The following is a 17,910-nucleotide window of genomic DNA, read 5'->3' as shown; positions in this document are numbered from 1 at the left end:
TAGCTCTTGTATTCAGAATCTCTATTTATTTATTCTGTTTTTTCAGTAACAGCAGTGCTTTTGACGCGGTGCAACAATAATCTATTGCGCTTGTTAGTCCGATATATTCACTGAATTATTGCCATCAACCCTATCTCTTAGCACCTCTTTTTTTACAGGAATTTGATTATGTCAACGTCAGCTCAGCGGGTCATCAAGTGCGAGTCTGTCTATAAAATTTTTGGCGCTAACGCTGTAAAAATTCTGGAACAATCAGGCGGAAAAGTAGATACAGCATCGTTACTTGAAGCAGGATGTGTTATTGGTGTCAGCAACGCTTCTTTTGAAGTGCACAAAGGTGAAATGCTCGTCATCATGGGCCTGTCAGGCTCTGGCAAATCCACACTTCTGCGCTGTATTTCACGGCTAATCGACACAACTGCAGGCGATATTTTTATTGATGGTGAAGACCTGCTTGCTATGAATGCAAAGGAACTCATCAACATTCGCCGTAATAAAATGGGCATGGTATTCCAAAGTTTTGCCCTTCTGCCTCACAAAACCGTTCTAGAAAACATTGCCTTGCCATTACAGGCAAAAGGCATAAGCACTCGCGACAGCATGGCCCGTGCGATGGACATGGTGAACCTGGTAGAGCTCACAAATTGCGAAAACGATTTTCCCCGCCAGCTCTCCGGTGGTCAACAACAGCGTGTCGGCATTGCCCGCTCATTGGCCGTAGAACCTGAAATCTGGTTTCTCGATGAGCCCTTCTCAGCCCTGGACCCACTGATTCGCAGGGAAATGCAAGACGAATTCCAGCGCTTACAAAGTGTATTGCACAAAACCATCTTATTCGTTACCCACGACTTCGATGAGGCGCTACGCCTTGCCGACCGCATCGCCATTATGAAAGACGGCGTCATCGAACAAATTGATACCCCAGCCAACATCGTACTCAAGCCAGCCACGGAGTACGTCGCCAAGTTTACCCGTGGCGTGCCGCGTGAGCGCGTACTTTCTTGCAAAGCCATCATGGAAGAATACGACGCAACCGCCACGATGAGCGACGTCACTGTCTCTGCCAATGCCATTATCGAAACCGTAGCTGGATCCGTGCTAACCGAGCAAAACCCAGTGGCTGTCATTGATGCCGAGGGCAATATTGTTGGCGCTTTAAATCGCAACATTATGATAGACGTCTTGTTTGGTGAAACTAACAGCATGCCAGTTAATAACTAAGTTATGAGCAACGCCTAATGCAATATTTTACCGAACATAAATGGATGCAGTTTGTCGCCCTATTGGTGGTGTTCTTTGCGCTTGTAATGGCCATAGATCCAGCCACAGGTGGCAACCTGTGGCGCCTGCAAGAAACCCGATTCTGGTTGCTGCCTGACGTTGTCAACGATGGCCTTAAGTTCCTCATCGATGATTTTTGGGTGGTCGAGACTTACGATGCCGAGTTAGACATCATCGAACAGTCGACCATGATGAAAGAGTTTACTCGATACCTGTCTGGCGTGGTTCTGTTCAGCATCAATTTGATTCGTGAGCTCCTGTTAGGGGGCGTCAAAACCGTTGTGGCGTTCACCAGCTGGGACTTTATCAGCGAAAACGAGTGGGCTCGAATCCCGGCACTGCCGTGGCCCGCTGTTGCTGCGGGTGCCTTTTTAGCAGGACAGTATCTTGGTGGCCGCAACCTGTCACTTTTAGCCGGCATCAGCACCATTTACATTGCCGTGTTTGGTCAGTGGACACCCGCCATGCAAACCCTATCGTTTGTGTTGGTGGCCGTACCTTTATCGGTTTTGCTGGGGTTAACCCTGGGCATCATCGCCTTCAGGAACAAAACCTTCGAGGCTGTCCTCGCACCACTGCTGAACGTGGCTCAAACTATGCCCCACTTCTCGTACCTGATTCCGGTGGTGGTGTTCTTCGGCATTGGTGACCATGCGGGTGCTATTTCAACGGTTATTTTTGCCACCCCCCCAATGATTCGCCTCACCATTCTCGGCCTTAAAAAGGTCTCTCCAGAAGTGGTGGAAGCCGGCATGATGAGTGGCTGCAACTCGCGCCAGCTTATGTTTAAAGTACTCATCCCTACCGCACGCCATGACATTTTAATCGGCGTTAACCAGGTCATCATGCAGTGTTTGGCCATGGCCGTTATCGCATCGTTTATTGGCGCAAAGGGCTTAGGCTACGACTTACTTGTGTCTTTGAATATGCTCAAGATAGGCCAGGCCCTCGAACTTGGTATATCCATTGTCCTGATTGCGGTGGTTCTGGATAGGTTATCCCTGGCCTGGGCAAAAAAACAGGTTGATTACTTTGCTGACGTACCGTTTCATTTGCGTCACAAGTACTCACTCGCCTTCGTGGGGATTTTGATATTCACCTCCATTGTTGCCTATATCGCGTCCATGGCTTTTCCAGACAAGGCCAACTACTTTTATTTTATTCATGAATCACAAGGGCTTACTACCGAAAAGTTCTGGGATTCTATTGTAGACTGGATCATCACCAACACTTACGACAGTGTGCAAAGCTTCAACTTCTTCATGATTACCTCGATTTTGATGCCCATGAAAGAAGCCTATTTATCGATGCCCGTCGCAGCCACTCTGTTCCTGGTTGCAGGTACCGGTTACATCGTTGGCGGCCTTCGCTCTGCGATTGTTGCGACGGCTTTTATTGCCTTTATTGCCCTGACACCCTGGTGGGACCGCGCTCTGATTACGGCCTACATGACCACCTTTGCAGTGATCATTTCCGTAACGATTGGCTGTAGCGTCGGCATTTTGTGTTCGCGAAGCCCCAAAGCAACCAAGTTTATGTTGCTGGTGTGTGACACGTTTCAGACGTTTCCGTCGTTCGTCTACTTAATCCCGGTCATCATGCTGTTTGGTGTCAGCGATTTATCAGTGCTTATTGCGGTGATCGTGTACGCCACTATTCCTGCCACACGTTACACCGTGGAAGGGCTGAGTAACGTGCCGAAAAGCTTGCAGGAAGCCGGCTCCATGTCAGGGGTTAACCGCACGCAGCGTTTATTGAAAATTGAGCTGCCTCTGGCGTTTCCGCACATTATGCTGGGCATCAACCAAACCGTTGTATTTTCACTGTTTATGATCATCATCGGCGCCTTTATCGGTACCGACGACTTAGGTCAGCTGATCATGCAGTCTTTGTCTGAAGCCAACGGCATGGGCCAAGGCATCGTGCTCGGCTTATGCGTTGCCTTTATTGGCCTGGCGGTCGACCACTTAATTAATACCTGGGCAGAGCAGCGTAAGAGAGTGCTGGGGCTTAGTTAACCGATAAACCGGGGAGTCGGAAAGAAGCAAAACGAAACCCAAAACTGTCGATTTAGCGACGCTTACACAATCGCGGGGATGAGTGCCATACTGCACGTACGCAATAGTTCCGCAGACAGGGAATCGGATATATGGCAAATGGCACATGGAACTGGGATCCGCACAGTTTCCTCGATGATTTTCCAGTCGAAGATACCCCCGGCATAAAGCTTTTGCTTAACAGTACTGGCGTGCTTGTGGCCGGCAGTGGCGAAAGTATCGACAAGATTCTTGATTCAGATCAACATTCGCTCGGGCAATGCATCGACACTTTATTCCCCGAAACGGCGGGAAACCGGGGACTACGAGAGGCCCACGCCAAGGCTACGGAGGGCGACCTACAGAACTGTCGCCAGCGAGTTGGTGGCATGGATGTAGCCTGGGAACTCATTCCTGTGAATACAAAAAGAGGCCGGGAAGTGCTCGCGTTGGCCATTGTACTGACCGACGACCAACCCCTGGAGAATAACCCGCACCAACTCCCGGATATGGATCCGACCACGGGTATTCCAACCCGGCACGTGGTTATGGCGCAAGCTGAAGAAGCATTCAACCGCCACCCCAACACTCAATGGGCCGTCCTTCGGCTTAAAATCGAAGGCCTGAGGCGCGTTAACCAGGCCTTGGGCCAGGATTCGGGTGATCACGCGTTCCATCAGGCTGTCGGACGTATCGTGCGATCGCTAGCCAAGGGTGAGTGCGTTGGCCGGGTAGCCGGCAACGAGTTTATTCTGCTCATCCAGCATAAAAGTGACGACCATACCGTTGAGCGCATTCAGGCCATGGACCTGTTGTTTGATGAACCACTGAAGGTTGGTCTGCTTCAGTTCATGCTTCGCATAAATGTGGGCATCGCCCGCTCTCCTCAGGACGGCTCAACTGCAAAGGATCTGGAACGGCGGGCCACCATCGCCCTTGAGCGGACCCGGCGTTCCGGCCTCAACCACTCATTTTTCAGCCTGGCCCTGGAAGACCACGTATTAGCCCACAGCTGGGTACCGGCTGAAGCCCAACGCGCCCTTCGTGAATCTGAGTTTCAACTCTATTACCAGCCTGTGGTTGACACACGTACCGGGGAAACGGTTTCTATGGAGGCCCTGATCCGCTGGCAACACCCGTGGCGGGGGATGATCCTGCCCGGGCACTTTATTCCAGTGATTGAAGAAATGCAGCTTATCGTTAATCTCGATCTTTGGGTCCTTGAGCGTGCGTGTCATGAAGCGATGTCCATGGGCAAGCCGGTAGCGGTCAACATTACAGCCAATACCATTACGGCCCCAGACTTTTTGACAAGACTGGACGCCGCCCTGGCCCAGAGCAAGCTGCCACCAAGCTGGTTGACCCTGGAACTCACAGAGCGGGTATTCAGTTCACCGGAACTGGTGCTGGAGCCTTTAAAGGCAGCACACGAGCGCGGGGTTCAGATTGCTGCCGACGACTTCGGTGTGGGCTATTCGTCGTTGTCTTACCTTTGGCAGTATCCGCTGGATAAGCTCAAGCTCGATGGTTCTTTTGTCCGCGCGGCGGTGCTGGATCCGCGTGCCCAGGAGCTGGTAACCGGTCTTGTGCCACTAATAGATACCCTTGGAATGACGCTGATTGCGGAATGCGTTGAGACGGAAGAGGACCGGGCCTGGCTGCACGAAGCAGGCGTGTTTTTCCAGCAGGGATACTACTTCGCACACCCCGCTCCTTTCTCATAACTTGCAGTACAGCTGGCGCAGCCCAGCTCTATGGCGAGTGCCAAGTCTGTTCTGGGAACCACCGGCATGACGGCTGCGGCACTGGGCTCAAGATGGGATTACCGGACGGTTTTGAGGGCCTGGCTTTCTTGGGCATGAACCAGCGTTAACGTCACCGCGTTCAACCTCGTGTTAGCTTAGCGGAGTATCGTGATTTTAGGAGTTAATAGATTATGAAGTCTATTCTGATGTTTGCCCTGTTGGGCGTAATGATTGGCGCAGCACCGGCAATGGCGAAGTCATCTCATAGCGATCAGCTACCGCCGGGCCTGCAGAAGAAAGTCGAGCGTGGCCAGCCACTGCCGCCGGGCTGGCAGAAAAAGCTGAACTATCGGAAAGGTGATCATTTCGACCGGGAGTTGCTGCGCTTCGGCACTATCCGCGACGTCGATGGCAACCGTCAGCGGGTAGAGATCGAGGGTCGCGTCTATACGATTATCAAGGATACCCGCGAAATCATCGATATTCTCAACCAGTAACATCAAAAAAGCCGGGACAGATTTATTTTCCAATCCCGGACTCCCTGAAGTTACAGAGCCCTGTGGGTCACACCAAAGCACCATTCACAATGGCCCGCAACTCCTGCCGGATCGGGTAAGACGACGAGGGAATCAGTTGCGTCATGAAGATCATGACCAGCTCCTCCACCGGATCGATAAAAAAGTTGGTGCTCGCCAGGCCGCCCCAACCGTACTCGCCGGCCGATCCGTTGGTCTGGGATTTGGCAACGTCTGTCTTAACCGAGAAACCCAGGCCAAAGCCGGTTCCGGCATAAGGCGTTTCACTGAAGGCTCCAACCGCAAGGCCCGGCAGGTCCTGATTATCCGGCAGGTGGTTGCAACGCATGAACTCCAGAGTTTTTCGACCAATAATCCGCCGCCCCCTAAACTCTCCGCCCTGGCAAAGTGCCTGGGCAAAATGGAAATAATCGTCAATGGTGGAAACCAGCCCGCCGCCGCCTGACACAAACTTATTTTTTTGCCGGAAATGTGACGTTTCCGGATCGTCCTGCAGCTTAAGCTGATCACCCGACTGGTACTGATAGCAGGCGGCGAAGCGGTCAAGCTGATCGTCACGAACCTGGAAGCCGGTGTCTGGCATGTCCAGAGGGCCAAAGATATTGTCGCGCAGATACTCGTCTAAAGGCTGGTCTGCCAGCAACTGCACCAAATACCCCAGCACATCCGTGCTGACGGAATAGTTCCAGGCCGTACCCGGTGAAAACTCGAGCGGCAGTTCCCCAAGCTGGTTCACCAGTGCTTCCAGCGTCAGGTTCCGGCTGCCATCAAGCCCTAACTCGCGGTAGGCCGCGTCAACGTTGGTGCGGTTCATGAATCCGTAAGTCAGGCCCGACATATGGGTGAACAGGTCGCGGATGGTCATGGCGCTGGTGGCCGGCGTGGTCAGAAAATTGGGATAAACACCGCTTTTATAAACCAGCAGGTTTTTCCACCCCGGAATGTACTTGTGTACCGGGTCATCCAGCAAAAACCGCCCCTGCTCGTAAAGCTGCATCATGGCGATAGATGTGATCGGTTTGGTCATCGAGTAAATGCGGAAAAGCGTATCCCGGCAGACAGGTTTGTTGCGTTCCACATCCATCAGTCCCTGGGCTTTCACGTAGGCAATTTCCCCTCGCCGGGCTACCAGTGTCAGCGCGCCAGGCAACTTTCCTGGCTGGATGTAGCGACGATCAAGATGACGTTCAATGTTGCGAAGCTGGTCTGCTGAAAGGCCGGCAACCTGTTTGAATTCCGTCATAGAGAAAGCACCTTGTCGTGTGGTTTTTAAAATCGTTGTGTGGCTTTGAAATCATTGCGTTACAATGAACCAATGACCCTGAAACTCGCGAAAAACCGCAATCATACAATTTACTGATCAAGGGCAGCATCTGGATCATCCACCAGCCGCGCCCGAACCCTTGGTAAATATTCCGGATAGCTGCCCTGAACAAAGGTCACCAACCCCTCCCGCACCGCGCAACGTAAATCCCAGGCCTTGCTGGAATTCGAGGCACTCATCAGGAAACGTACCTGTAACGCCCGCTCGTTCGAGTCGGTCACCTGCACCGTCTCCGTTTTTCCGTCCCACAGGGAAGAGTGTCTGAGCAGCCGCGCGAATTCCTCGCGCAACGGCTGCACCGGCATGGCGTAATCGAGTGAGAGAAAAACCGTGCCCATCATGTCGGCCGTATTACGCGACCAGTTCTCAAACGGGTTCTCGATAAACCATTGCAACGGTACGATCATCCGGCGCAGATCCCAGACCCGCAACACCACGTAAGTCGCTGTCACTTCCTCGACCCAGCACCACTCATCCTGAACATGGAGTACATCGTCTATACGGAACGGTTGGGTCAGCGCAATCTGCACGCCCGCCAGCAGATTGCCCAGCACCGGGCGAGCCGCGAAACCCAAAACAATACCGCCAATGCCTGCGGAAGCCAGCAGGCTGCCACCAACGTGGCGCACGCCGTCAAAGGTCATCAGGGCGCCCCCCAACCCTATAATCACAATCAGGACATTGAGGCCGCGAACCAAAAAACGGGTCTGTGTTTCAACTTTTCGGGCACGTTTCCATTGGTGCTCAAGTGCCGGGTTGAGTATAACAACCACATCCCCGATGGCCGAGGTGCAGCGCACCGCCGCCCAGGTCATCGACAAGATCAGCAGCAGCGTGGCGAAATGCTGCAGCTCCGCCAACAGGGGAAGACCATCAGGTGCGGTTTCCAGAACCCCATTCAGCACCAGCAAACATAAAAAGACGCCCAGGGCGCGGGCGGCAGCGTCCAGAAAGATACGGGGAACGGCCTTGGAGCGGGTAACCCGACGTGTCACTCCCAACGCAACGCGAAAGGTGGCGTAGGTTGCTACCAGCGCCAGTAACGCAGATGCGCCCGGCAATAGCCACGCGGTTAGACCGGCCTCGATCGACTCCAACATCCCGTACTCCCGCGACAATAACTCTGAAGTCGTCAAACTAGCGCATGCCGCGGGTGCTAGCAAAAAAAAGTGCCAAAAGAGGTAATAGGAAAGTCAAAGTTCACGAGTCTGCTACCATGAGCCAACTTCCACACAAGAGCAGACGCATAATGGATACAACCAAGTTCTACATTAACGGAAAATGGGTAACGCCTGAGGGCACCCAAACCATAGACGTTATCAACCCTTCTGATGAAACCAGATTTGCCAAGATTACTTTGGGTTCTGAGGCTGATACGAATATGGCCGTCAGCGCCGCAAAAAGTGCGTTCCCGGCCTGGTCGATGTCGACCAGAGAACAACGTATTGACCTGCTAGAGCGCTTGCTGGAAACCTACAGCGCGCGTGCTGAAGAGATGGCACAAACCATCAGTAAAGAAATGGGAGCGCCCATCAATTTGGCAAGAACGGCCCAGGTAGGCGCCGGCGCTACGCATCTAAAAAACACCATTCGTGCTCTAAAAACCTTCAACTTTGAGCACGCCCTGGGTGACCACGCGCCAGAGAACAGAATCATGCACGAACCGGTGGGCGTTTGCGCTCTGATAACTCCCTGGAACTGGCCGATGAACCAAATAATGCTGAAAGTGCCGGCTGCAATTGCGGCTGGCTGCACAGTGGTTCTCAAGCCGTCAGAGATTTCACCCTTGTCGGCGATGCTGCTGGCAGAAATGATCGACAGTACGGGCTTTCCAGACGGCGTGTTCAACCTGGTTAACGGCGATGGCGAAGGCGTTGGCTCGCAACTTTCAAAGCACCCGGATATCGATCTGGTCAGCTTTACCGGTTCAACCCGTGCCGGCAAAGCCATCACCATTGCCGCAGCAGACACCGTGAAGCGAGTTGGCCTGGAACTGGGCGGCAAAGGCGCTAACATCATCTTTGCAGACTCCGATGAAAAAGCCATAACGCGTGGCGTGCGCCATTGCTTCGCGAACTCAGGCCAGTCCTGCAACGCGCCCACACGGATGCTTGTCGAGAAGTCACTTTACAAACAGGCTGTTGAAACCGCCGCATTGGTTGCCAGTCAGACAGATGTTGGCCCCGCCGACGTAGACGGCCGCCAAATCGGCCCCGTGGTCTCTGAACAACAGTTCCAGAAAATTCAGGCACTGATCAAAAAGGGTATTGCAGAAGGCGCGACGCTGGTATCCGGTGGCGAAGGCCGGCCAGAAGGGCTGAACAAGGGCTATTTTGTAAGGCCAACCGTTTTCGCAGACGTCACGCGCGAAATGACCATCTGGAGCGAAGAGATTTTCGGCCCGGTTCTGGCCATCACACCGTTTGAAACAGAAGAAGAAGCGGTAAAGCTGGCGAACGATACCCACTACGGGCTGACCAACTACATCCAGACCTCCGATAAAGAAAAAGCCCACCGACTGGCGCGGCAATTGCGGTCGGGCATGATCGAAATTAACGGCAAATCCGGATCGTCAGGTTTCCCGTTCGGCGGCATGAAACAGTCGGGCAACGGCAGCCGGGAAGGCGGCGTGTGGGGGCTTGAAGAGTTTTTGGAAGTGAAATCTGTCACCGACTGGTAACTAGCCGGTCGGGTTAACCACCCACTCCGGATCTTCAAACTCACCAAGGGGCCGGATTTCACAGAAAGGCGCCGCACTGCGGATAATGTCAGCCACGTCGGGATTGTGTTGTGACTCCATCGCATCCCGGCTGGCTTTGCTGTCCCAGTGGGCAATGGCTATAAGCGTATCCGGCTCACCGGTCTTGCGGTGCAATTCCGTTCCCCGCGCGCCCGGTGCGCGCTGAATCAACTCGCTTGCACGCATCCAGGCATCCGCGTAATCCTCGGCGGTATAGCCCTCCCTGATATGCACTTCGAAGATGTATTTCATACGAGCCCGTCCTTCCTGATAAACAGATCCGACATTCGCGTAAGTCGGTCAATCGTCGCTGTCCTGCAAAATAAGTAGATTCTTCTGTTGGCCTTTGAGTCTAGCCCAAAACTCTCACAGAAAATAAATCTGTCCTGTTTTTCACTCGGCTATGCGCCATTATCCGAGCTATGCTGTTCGTGGACATGCCAATCAATAACCAAGGAGAAGGACGTGGATAGCCTATTTAGTAGTGTAGGTAATGCCTTCGGTGGTCTGCTGAGCCTGGTTTGGCTGGTCATCGTTATCTTGGCCATCGTTAAAGTAGCGAAGAGCCGGGCAAGCACTGTCGCCAAAGTGATCTGGATTATCGTACTACTTGCGTTTCCCTTGATCGGCTTAATCATCTGGTTACTGTTCGGCCCCCGAGGGTAGTGATTGGGGCTAGGACTGGGGTTAGGATTGGGAGCAAGGTGCTACAAGCCTATTTGCGACTGAAAACGAACAAACTTGACCGGGGAAGCACATGAGCACTGCAAAAAGCCGCCGACGTGTATATAAAGGCGGAACGCGTCATCGGCGTTTATGGCATGGGACTCACCCAGCACACCCACGGCTCGGTCAATGTGGGCATGCAGGTTAATTTGCTAGTGCTAAGAGGCAATATTGGCAGGCATGGCGCAGCAGAACCTGACGGTGATGATTTCCACCAAGCTTAATCGCAGTCATATTTTCCCAGGCAAATCAGCCTATGTATTGCCCTGCCCTGCGGCTTTCGCGAAAGCGACTCAAAGCGCGATGGTGGTGAACCAAAAAGTCATTTCCAGCCTACTTTACTGAGGTACACTTTTTTTGACGCGAACAGGATTTCAGCATGATTACAGTTCACCACCTCAATAACTCCCGCTCACAACGTATTCTCTGGATGCTGGAAGAGCTGGGAGTGCCCTACGAGATCCAGCGCTACGAGCGTGATCCCAAAACCATGCTGGCGCCTGACAGCCTCAAAAAAATACACCCGCTGGGTAAATCACCGGTGATCACCGACGGCGACTTGGTTATCGCGGAGTCTGGCGCCATTATCGAATACCTTGCCCACACCTATGGCAAAGACACCATGCTGCCGAAGAGCGGCGGCCAGGCTTGGCTTGATTACACATACTGGCTGCATTACGCCGAAGGCTCTTTGATGCCACCGCTGCTGATGCGCCTAGTATTTGAAAAGGTAAAAACCAGCCCGATGCCGTTTTTTGTCAAGCCGGTGGCAAGAGGCATTGCGAACAAAACCAATGAGGTTTTCATCGGCCCGATGATCAAAACGCACCTGGATTTTGTTGAATCTCACCTGGCAAAAAACACCTGGTTTCTTGGCGATAACCTGAGCGCTGCGGATATTCAGATGAGCTTTCCGCTGGAAGCCTCAGTGGCCAGGGGCATCACCGGCAAGAACCGGCCTGGTATCACAGCCTGGGTGAAACGCGTGCACGCCAGACCGGCTTACCAAATCGCCCTTGAAAAAGGCGGGGAATACGATTTTGCCTGAGTAGACGGTGGAGAGAGCTCTGCCGCCCTCCCCGCTTTGTGCCACTAGCTCAGATCCACCGAATGCTTCTTCAGGTCTGCCAGGTCACAAACCTCCAGCGCGGCTCGATGCGTCGCCTTCAGCCGAACCCGGGGTGCACAGCCCGCATCCAGCGCTTCACGCCAACGGCCCGCGCACAGGCACCAGCCGTCTCCAGCTTTTAAACCCGGGAAGCCGAACTCCGGCCGGGCTTCGGTCAGATCGTTACCCCGGCTGCGGGAAAACGCCAGGAAATCGTCAGTCACCACCGCACATACCGTATGGTTGCCCATGTCCTCGGGCCCCGTATTGCAGCAACCGTCCCGAAAAAAGCCGGTCACCGGATCTTTGCCGCAGACTTCCAATGGTTCACCAATAACGTTGGTGGGTTCTTTCTTTGCCAGCATGCTGGGTTGCTCCTCATACAGATGATAAACGTGGTGATCAATATACCCCATTGACGGTTTTTCAGAGCAATGAAAAGGAAGGGGTTTGTCGTCGTCTCTTAAACTATCACAGAAAATAAATCTCTTCTGGTTTCTGAAAAATACGACCGCAATGTGGCATTTTTAGCGACCTTCAAAATTAATCACTTGTAACTCCTACCCAAATCATTACTCTGGTGGCTACGTATTAACCGAGGTCTCAACATTTGCACTGCCTTTCAAATACGCTTTCAAAGTGCGAAACCATCTCCCGAGAAGTCTTCAGGACTCCCTCATCGGCCCCTGTGCCGTGTACGTTTAAACCCAAAATGGAGTACCCATCATGCGTAAACTAACGCCCGTGGCGCTTTTGTGCGCCCTGTCTGCACCCTCGCTCGCTGCCGCCGAATGCGGTGAAGTATCCATCACCCAGATGAGCTGGGCCTCCAACGCCGTCGTAACAGGCGTCGCCACCTTTATTATGGAACAAGGCTACGGCTGTGACGTAACCGTGATTCCTTCTGACACCGTTCCTGCCGTCACATCGGTCGCTGAAAACGGCGAACCAGACATCGTGACCGAGCTGTGGCTGAACTCTGCTGGCGAGGCCTACCTGCGACTGGAAGAGCAAGGCAAAATCAAGCGCGTGGCCGAAGTACTGGACCCGGGTGGTATTGAGGGCTGGTGGATTCCCACGTATCTGGCCGAGAAACACCCGGAACTGAAAACCATCGAAGGCATCATGGCAAATCCGGAACTGGTAGACAGCCGCTTTAACAACTGCCCGAGTGGTTGGGGCTGCCGTGTTGTCAGTGACAACCTGGTCCGCGCTCTTGATCTCGAAGCGTCAGGCATCACGGTATTCGATCACGGTTCCGGTGAAACCCTGGCGACGTCTATGGCATCCGCGGTTCAGAGCGAAGAGCCCTGGTTCGGTTACTACTGGGGCCCGACTGTACCACTCGGCAAGTACGACATGACTCGGGTTAAAATTGGCGATTACAAGCCAGAAGTTCATACCCGTAACCAGACCCAAATGGCAGACAATCCCGGTGTTTCCGAGTTCCCTGCTGCCACCATTCTGACCGCAGTCACCACCAGTTTCGGTGAGCGCGAACCAGAAGTGGTTGAGATGCTGGGCAACATGACCTTCAAAACCAGCACCATGAGTGCCTTGCTGGCCTGGATGGATGAGAACAACGCCTCCGCCGAAGAGGCTGCCGTTTACTTCCTGAGTAACAATACCGACGAGTGGTCTAGCTGGCTGAATGCTTCAGCCACCGAGAAACTCGCCAACGTGCTTGGCCAGTAGATGTTATTAAGAAGAGCCGGTTCGCCGGCTCTTCTTTTATTGATCCAATAAAAATCACACCGAATACCCCATTCTGAATGCGCAAGGAATATTGAACGCTCATGGCAACCTATGACTTCCTATTTTCATCGCTTGGACTCACGGAGTGGTGCGCTGAAGGCAAGAGCGACGCGCCCATGTCGATGGCCGCATTACTCAACAAATCCAAAGGTACGGAAGCCGAGCAATCCCTATGGGACGTGCCGTTTCCATCCATGGATGCACTCAATGACTCCTGCGCAGCCTTCCCTCAGTCCCGGGAATTAACCCAGGGGCTGGAGCAAGGTTTTCTTGCCGTCAAAGACAACCTCAGCGTTGTGCTGGACCCCATCACCCAGCCCTTGAGCTGGGCCCTTGATGGCACTCTTTACGGCATGATCACGACGCCCTGGTGGATCGTTATTCCGATTCTGCTGGCGGTTGTTCTGCTTGTCACCAAATCCTGGAAGCTGGTCGGCTTCGTGGCTGGCAGCCTGTGCCTGCTTGCCTTCATCGACTACTACGTATACGCCATGCAAACACTGGCGATTATATTTGTCTGCGCGTTCATCTGTGTGCTGCTGGGCGTGCCCATTGGTATCGCCATGTCGCGAAATAACATGATGCAGAGGCTGACGATCCCGGTACTCGACATGCTGCAGACCCTGCCGCCTTTTGTGTATCTGATCCCGCTGATTTTTCTGTTCAGCGTGACCGAGTCCAAACTGTACGGCATCGCCATTATTCTTTACGCCATTGTGCCCGTTATACGCATGACCAACCTGGGTATCCGGCTGGTAGACCCAGACGTGATTGAAGCGGCGAATGCCTTCGGCATGACCAGTCGGCAAAAGCTGTACAAGGTACAGATTCCACTGGCGCTCCCTAACATCATGGCAGGGGTAAACCAGACCATTATGATGAGCCTGGCCATGGTTGTTATTGCCTCCTTGGTGTCGGCGCCCGGCCTTGGCGTGCTGGTACTTCAGGGCATACGCAATCTGGAACTCGGTGTTGGCCTGGTAGCGGGTCTTGGCATTGTTATTCTGGCGGTCATTCTGGACCGGGTAACCAAAGCATCGCTGGCGCGTATTAACGCCTCGCAAAAACAGTAAGGAAGCGCATTGTGGATCGGGACATCAAAATTTCAATCCGGAACCTGTACAAGATTTTCGGCCCTACTCCCGACGTTGCCCTTGAGTACGTAAAACAAGGCATGGGAAAGGCCGAACTGCTCGAAAAGCACCAGCACGTGCTGGGCCTTCAGGATATCAACGTGGATATGCGCGAGGGCCATGTAACCGTCATCATGGGGCTGTCAGGATCTGGCAAGTCCACGCTCATTCGGCATCTCAACCGGTTGATTGAGCCCACCGGCGGTGAAATTGCAGTCGATGGCGAAAACGTGCTGGCGTTTGACGAAGACCAGTTGCGTAACCTGCGCAGGGAACGCATGTCGATGGTGTTCCAGAAATTCGCGCTGCTGCCGCACAAAACCGTTCTTGAAAACGCCGGGATGGCGCTTTCCGTGCGCGGCCATAAAATTGAGGAATTCGAAGCGGAAGCCAAAAAATGGATCGCCCGCGTGGGTCTGGAAGGCAACGAATACCAGTACCCGCACCAATTGTCTGGTGGCATGCAACAGCGCGTTGGTATCGCCCGGGCACTGGCCTCTAACTCACCGATCATGCTGATGGACGAGGCCTTCTCGGCGCTGGATCCGCTGATACGGTCCGACATGCAAGACCTGCTGCTGGAGCTTCAGGACGAGTTGCACAAGACCATCGTTTTCATCACCCACGATCTGGATGAGTCACTGAAACTGGCAGACCACCTGGTCATACTCAAGGAAGGTTATATTGTTCAACAGGGTGAGCCGCAAGAAATACTGATGCACCCGAACGATCCTTACATCGTCAACTTTATCAGCGACATCAATCGCGCTCGGGTACTGCGGGTTCGGTCCATCATGAAGAAAACCACGGAAGCGCCTGACAACGTGGCCGGCGATATCGGTGAAAGAGACAACCTGGAATCTGTGATTGCGCGGTCTGGAGGCGACACCAGCCTCACCTATCGCGTGGTTCGCAAAGGTAAGCAGGTCGGGGTTCTGGAAGTCCAAGACCTGTTCAAGGCTCTGGTGCCTACCGAAAGCCCAGAAGGCGACACCCGCTCGCATTATTGAAAGAACAAAAACCGGGGCAGGTCTGGTCTTCAGAATCAGGCCTGCCCGGCTTTCGAGTTTTGCAGTGCCTGCTATGCCCCCGGACGATGAAGTGCCCTGTAGCGCTCCTCTAACTCAACACGAATCGCACGGCGTTCCTGGCCGTTCGCAAATCGCCTGATTTGATCATCAGTGACGGGTTCCATTTTGGGCACTTCGACGGATTTTCCATTTTCATCAACCGCCACCATCGTGAAAAAGCAGCTGTTGGTGTGCCTGACCAGTTTTTCACGGATGTTCTCCGTGATCACCTTAATGCCCACCTCCATTGACGTGCGCCCGGTGTAGTTAACGCTGGCCAGAAAGGTCACCAGTTCGCCCACATGAACGGGTTGAAGAAACATAACCTGGTCGACAGACAGGGTAACAACATAAGCACCTGCATACCGGCTGGCGCAGGCATAAGCCACTTCATCAAGATGCTTAAGCAAGGTACCACCGTGCACATTGCCGGAAAAGTTGGCCACATCCGGCGTCATCAAAACGGTCATGGTCAGTGTTGCAGATCCGGGTTCCATAGCGTTCTCTTTGTTATCGGGCCTTTCAGTGTATGCGTAGAACGCAGGTCATGGAACTGGCAAAACCGGGGACAGATTTCAAATCTGTCCCCGGTTTTGCCGTTTTCTCTAGCGTTATATTCCAGCTTTATGATTGAACATCAGCGAATGGATCCGCGGGGGCACACCTATAGGAACCGGCTAGGTGTAGTAAGCTTCAACCGTACCTTTTAGCGTGATCAGCATAGGCTGGCCACGCCGATCCAGTGCTCTAGGCGATGCAATTTTTACCCAACCCTCGCTGATGCAGTATTCATCGACATCTTTACGCTCTTTACCATTCAGCCTAATGCCGATTTGGTGCTCGAAAAATTCTTCCAAATGGTGTGGGCTACGAGGATTGCCCGCAAGACGGTCTGGCAAGGTTGGTTTTGAGTTTGTGTCGCTCATGTTCATGGCCTGAAGTCTGTGAAAAGTGCGCCATTGTAGATAATGCGCGGCTTTCGCTCAAGAAGCTTACTGACAACACGCTAAAGAGTAAGCAAAGCGCAGTTCGGCAGAAATTAGTTGACTCGCAATGGTCGAGCGAAGTGAATGCAAAGCCAATGATAAGAAGGTGGCTGCACCGTCTCCGACTTACCGTTCCAGTGTCACGGCGGGTGGCCGACACGAACGCACAGCTGGGCACCAGATTACTCAAGCGCCCCCAGCCGTGTCGTAAAACCAACGGAAATCGACCAACTTACTCATACACATCAAGCAGCGTCAGCTTCTCAAAATCCGGAACCACACCCAACCCGGGGCGATCACTGAGGATCATCCGGCCGGAACACACCTCAGGCACTCCGGTTGCCAACTGGGAGGTGTTGTAATTGTGGAGATCGGTTGTCGTCAGCAACGCTTTTGCCGGGGTGCTGGCCGCCAGATGCGCATAGGCTGCTGTGGCTATGCCACTGCCCCAGGCATCTTCAATGGTCATCGCTATGCCGGCATCTACGCACACGTCCCGAATGACCCGTGATGGCGTCAGACCGCCAACCCGACTGACCTTCAGGGCCATGGCGTCCATCGCATCGTCGCGCAAGGCCCGTTGCACATCGGCCAGGCAGTTCAGGCTTTCGTCCAGTTTAACCGGGTGGCGAATTCGACGGCGAACCGACAGGCACTCCTCGTAGCTGTAACAGGGCTGTTCAAGATAGATCTCCAGATCTTCAAGCGCCCGCGAGAATCGCACGGCTTCATCCTGCCGCCAGGCCCGATTGATGTCGCACATCCAAAACTCATCTGCATGTTTAACCTTGCTCAGAGTGCGAACCAGATCGATATCTTCCTCAACACTGCGCCCAAGCTTGATCTGAAACCGGCGGAACCCTTCTGACCGAAACTGGCGCAAAGATTCTTCCATCTGATCCGAGTCCGCCAACGGAACATTTCGGTGCAGCGGCATAGACGGCGACAGCAGCCCGCCGAGCAAAGCGTAAACTGGCAGCCCGGCATGCTTGCCCAACACATCCCAGCAGGCAATATCAATGGCCGCCTTGGCAACCGCGTGCCCGGTCAGCGCCTGGTTCATGCACTCGTGAATACGCGTGATGTGCGTGGGATCTTGGCCGATCACACTGGGCGCCAGCAGCGACAGGCAAGAGGGAACCCCCTCGGAAAAGGCCGCCATATAGTTAGGGCCGCAGGGGCAGACTTCACCGTAGCCATGCAGCCCCGTATCCGTGGTCACCACCACCACTGTACTGGTAAACACCTGATGCGATCTTCCCCCCGCAAAGGCATAAGCCTTACCCGTGTAGGTTAAATCTGCCGTATACACCGCAATACTCTCAATACGCATGTCGCGCCTCCTCGTCCGGCAGCATTCAGTTTCTCTTCAGCATAGTCGTCACAGGCATATGGCGCCGAGATTTCCTTACCTGAATCCGCGGTTTCGCATGGCCCGGGTGGGTCATTGCCTGAACATGCAAAAGCGAC

The 17,910-nt window shown here is 53.6% G+C and carries 18 protein-coding genes; 11 read left to right on the top strand and 7 right to left on the bottom strand.

From position 1 onward, the window contains the following. Positions 1-168 precede the first annotated feature (168 nt). The 4 genes from MELB17_RS07675 (at position 169) to MELB17_RS07660 (ending at position 5,559) form a co-directional block, all read left to right on the top strand. A complete protein-coding gene (locus MELB17_RS07675) occupies positions 169-1,221 on the top strand; it encodes a quaternary amine ABC transporter ATP-binding protein (protein ID WP_007349610.1) in 1,053 nt (350 codons plus the stop codon). 17 nt (positions 1,222-1,238) lie between these two features. Further along, positions 1,239-3,299 carry an ABC transporter permease gene (locus MELB17_RS07670; RefSeq protein ID WP_007349609.1) on the top strand — a complete coding sequence of 687 codons (2,061 nt, stop codon included), beginning with the start codon at positions 1,239-1,241 and terminating at the stop codon, positions 3,297-3,299. A gap of 131 nt (positions 3,300-3,430) precedes the next feature. Continuing rightward, the gene (locus MELB17_RS07665) at positions 3,431-5,041 is read left to right on the top strand and encodes a putative bifunctional diguanylate cyclase/phosphodiesterase (RefSeq protein WP_007349608.1); all 1,611 of its coding nucleotides are present in this window, start codon (positions 3,431-3,433) and stop codon (positions 5,039-5,041) included. A 212-nt stretch (positions 5,042-5,253) separates the two neighbouring features. Next, on the top strand, positions 5,254-5,559 hold the full coding sequence (locus MELB17_RS07660; RefSeq protein ID WP_007349607.1) for a hypothetical protein: 306 nt from the start codon (positions 5,254-5,256) through the stop codon (positions 5,557-5,559). 67 nt (positions 5,560-5,626) lie between these two features. Here the strand turns inward: MELB17_RS07660 and MELB17_RS07655 are convergent, their stop codons facing one another. After that, complete coding sequence (locus MELB17_RS07655) at positions 5,627-6,841, bottom strand: serine hydrolase domain-containing protein (protein ID WP_007349606.1); 1,215 nt, start codon at positions 6,839-6,841, stop codon at positions 5,627-5,629. Positions 6,842-6,951: 110 nt separating this feature from the next. After that, on the bottom strand, positions 6,952-8,022 hold the full coding sequence (locus MELB17_RS07650) for a mechanosensitive ion channel family protein (RefSeq protein ID WP_007349605.1): 1,071 nt from the start codon (positions 8,020-8,022) through the stop codon (positions 6,952-6,954). Between the two features lie 146 nt (positions 8,023-8,168). On the opposite strand from MELB17_RS07650, the gene MELB17_RS07645 reads away from it, so the two are divergent. Then, positions 8,169-9,602, top strand: coding sequence for an aldehyde dehydrogenase family protein (locus MELB17_RS07645; protein WP_036183998.1), 1,434 nt, complete (start codon positions 8,169-8,171; stop codon positions 9,600-9,602). Here the strand turns inward: MELB17_RS07645 and MELB17_RS07640 are convergent, their stop codons facing one another. After that, on the bottom strand, positions 9,603-9,914 hold the full coding sequence (locus MELB17_RS07640) for an antibiotic biosynthesis monooxygenase family protein (RefSeq protein WP_007349603.1): 312 nt from the start codon (positions 9,912-9,914) through the stop codon (positions 9,603-9,605). A 213-nt stretch (positions 9,915-10,127) separates the two neighbouring features. On the opposite strand from MELB17_RS07640, the gene MELB17_RS07635 reads away from it, so the two are divergent. The 3 genes from MELB17_RS07635 (at position 10,128) to MELB17_RS07630 (ending at position 11,436) form a co-directional block, all read left to right on the top strand. After that, the gene (locus MELB17_RS07635) at positions 10,128-10,328 is read left to right on the top strand and encodes a PLDc N-terminal domain-containing protein (RefSeq protein WP_007349602.1); all 201 of its coding nucleotides are present in this window, start codon (positions 10,128-10,130) and stop codon (positions 10,326-10,328) included. Positions 10,329-10,568: 240 nt separating this feature from the next. After that, positions 10,569-10,733, top strand: coding sequence for a hypothetical protein (locus MELB17_RS26310; RefSeq protein WP_007349600.1), 165 nt, complete (start codon positions 10,569-10,571; stop codon positions 10,731-10,733). A gap of 34 nt (positions 10,734-10,767) precedes the next feature. Then, positions 10,768-11,436: a glutathione S-transferase family protein gene (locus MELB17_RS07630; RefSeq protein WP_007349599.1), complete on the top strand. Its 669-nt coding sequence runs from the start codon at positions 10,768-10,770 to the stop codon at positions 11,434-11,436. A 44-nt stretch (positions 11,437-11,480) separates the two neighbouring features. Here MELB17_RS07630 and MELB17_RS07625 read toward each other — a convergent pair whose 3' ends face one another. After that, positions 11,481-11,861: a DUF2237 family protein gene (locus tag MELB17_RS07625; RefSeq protein WP_036183903.1), complete on the bottom strand. Its 381-nt coding sequence runs from the start codon at positions 11,859-11,861 to the stop codon at positions 11,481-11,483. 361 nt (positions 11,862-12,222) lie between these two features. Between MELB17_RS07625 and MELB17_RS07620 the strand changes: the two genes are divergently transcribed. From MELB17_RS07620 to MELB17_RS07610, 3 genes are all read left to right on the top strand, one after another. Next, positions 12,223-13,191 carry an ABC transporter substrate-binding protein gene (locus MELB17_RS07620; RefSeq protein WP_007349597.1) on the top strand — a complete coding sequence of 323 codons (969 nt, stop codon included), beginning with the start codon at positions 12,223-12,225 and terminating at the stop codon, positions 13,189-13,191. A gap of 101 nt (positions 13,192-13,292) precedes the next feature. After that, positions 13,293-14,324: an ABC transporter permease gene (locus tag MELB17_RS07615; RefSeq protein ID WP_036183900.1), complete on the top strand. Its 1,032-nt coding sequence runs from the start codon at positions 13,293-13,295 to the stop codon at positions 14,322-14,324. Between the two features lie 11 nt (positions 14,325-14,335). Continuing rightward, the gene (locus tag MELB17_RS07610) at positions 14,336-15,394 is read left to right on the top strand and encodes a betaine/proline/choline family ABC transporter ATP-binding protein (protein WP_007349594.1); all 1,059 of its coding nucleotides are present in this window, start codon (positions 14,336-14,338) and stop codon (positions 15,392-15,394) included. Between the two features lie 71 nt (positions 15,395-15,465). Here MELB17_RS07610 and MELB17_RS07605 read toward each other — a convergent pair whose 3' ends face one another. The 3 genes from MELB17_RS07605 to MELB17_RS07595 all read right to left on the bottom strand — a co-directional run bounded on the left by MELB17_RS07605 (position 15,466) and on the right by MELB17_RS07595 (position 17,773). Then, complete coding sequence (locus tag MELB17_RS07605; protein ID WP_007349593.1) at positions 15,466-15,951, bottom strand: acyl-CoA thioesterase; 486 nt, start codon at positions 15,949-15,951, stop codon at positions 15,466-15,468. A gap of 180 nt (positions 15,952-16,131) precedes the next feature. Beyond that, entirely contained in the window at positions 16,132-16,380 is a 249-nt protein-coding gene (locus MELB17_RS07600; protein ID WP_007349592.1) for a DUF3297 family protein, read from the bottom strand. Positions 16,381-16,672: 292 nt separating this feature from the next. Then, a complete protein-coding gene (locus MELB17_RS07595) occupies positions 16,673-17,773 on the bottom strand; it encodes a mandelate racemase/muconate lactonizing enzyme family protein (RefSeq protein WP_007349591.1) in 1,101 nt (366 codons plus the stop codon). Positions 17,774-17,910 lie beyond the last annotated feature (137 nt).

Source organism: Marinobacter sp. ELB17 (assembly GCF_000169375.1).
Taxonomy (GTDB): Bacteria; Pseudomonadota; Gammaproteobacteria; order Pseudomonadales; family Oleiphilaceae; genus Marinobacter.
Note: the sequence above shows the minus strand (reverse complement) of the source record. Positions and strands in the feature narration are given on the sequence as shown.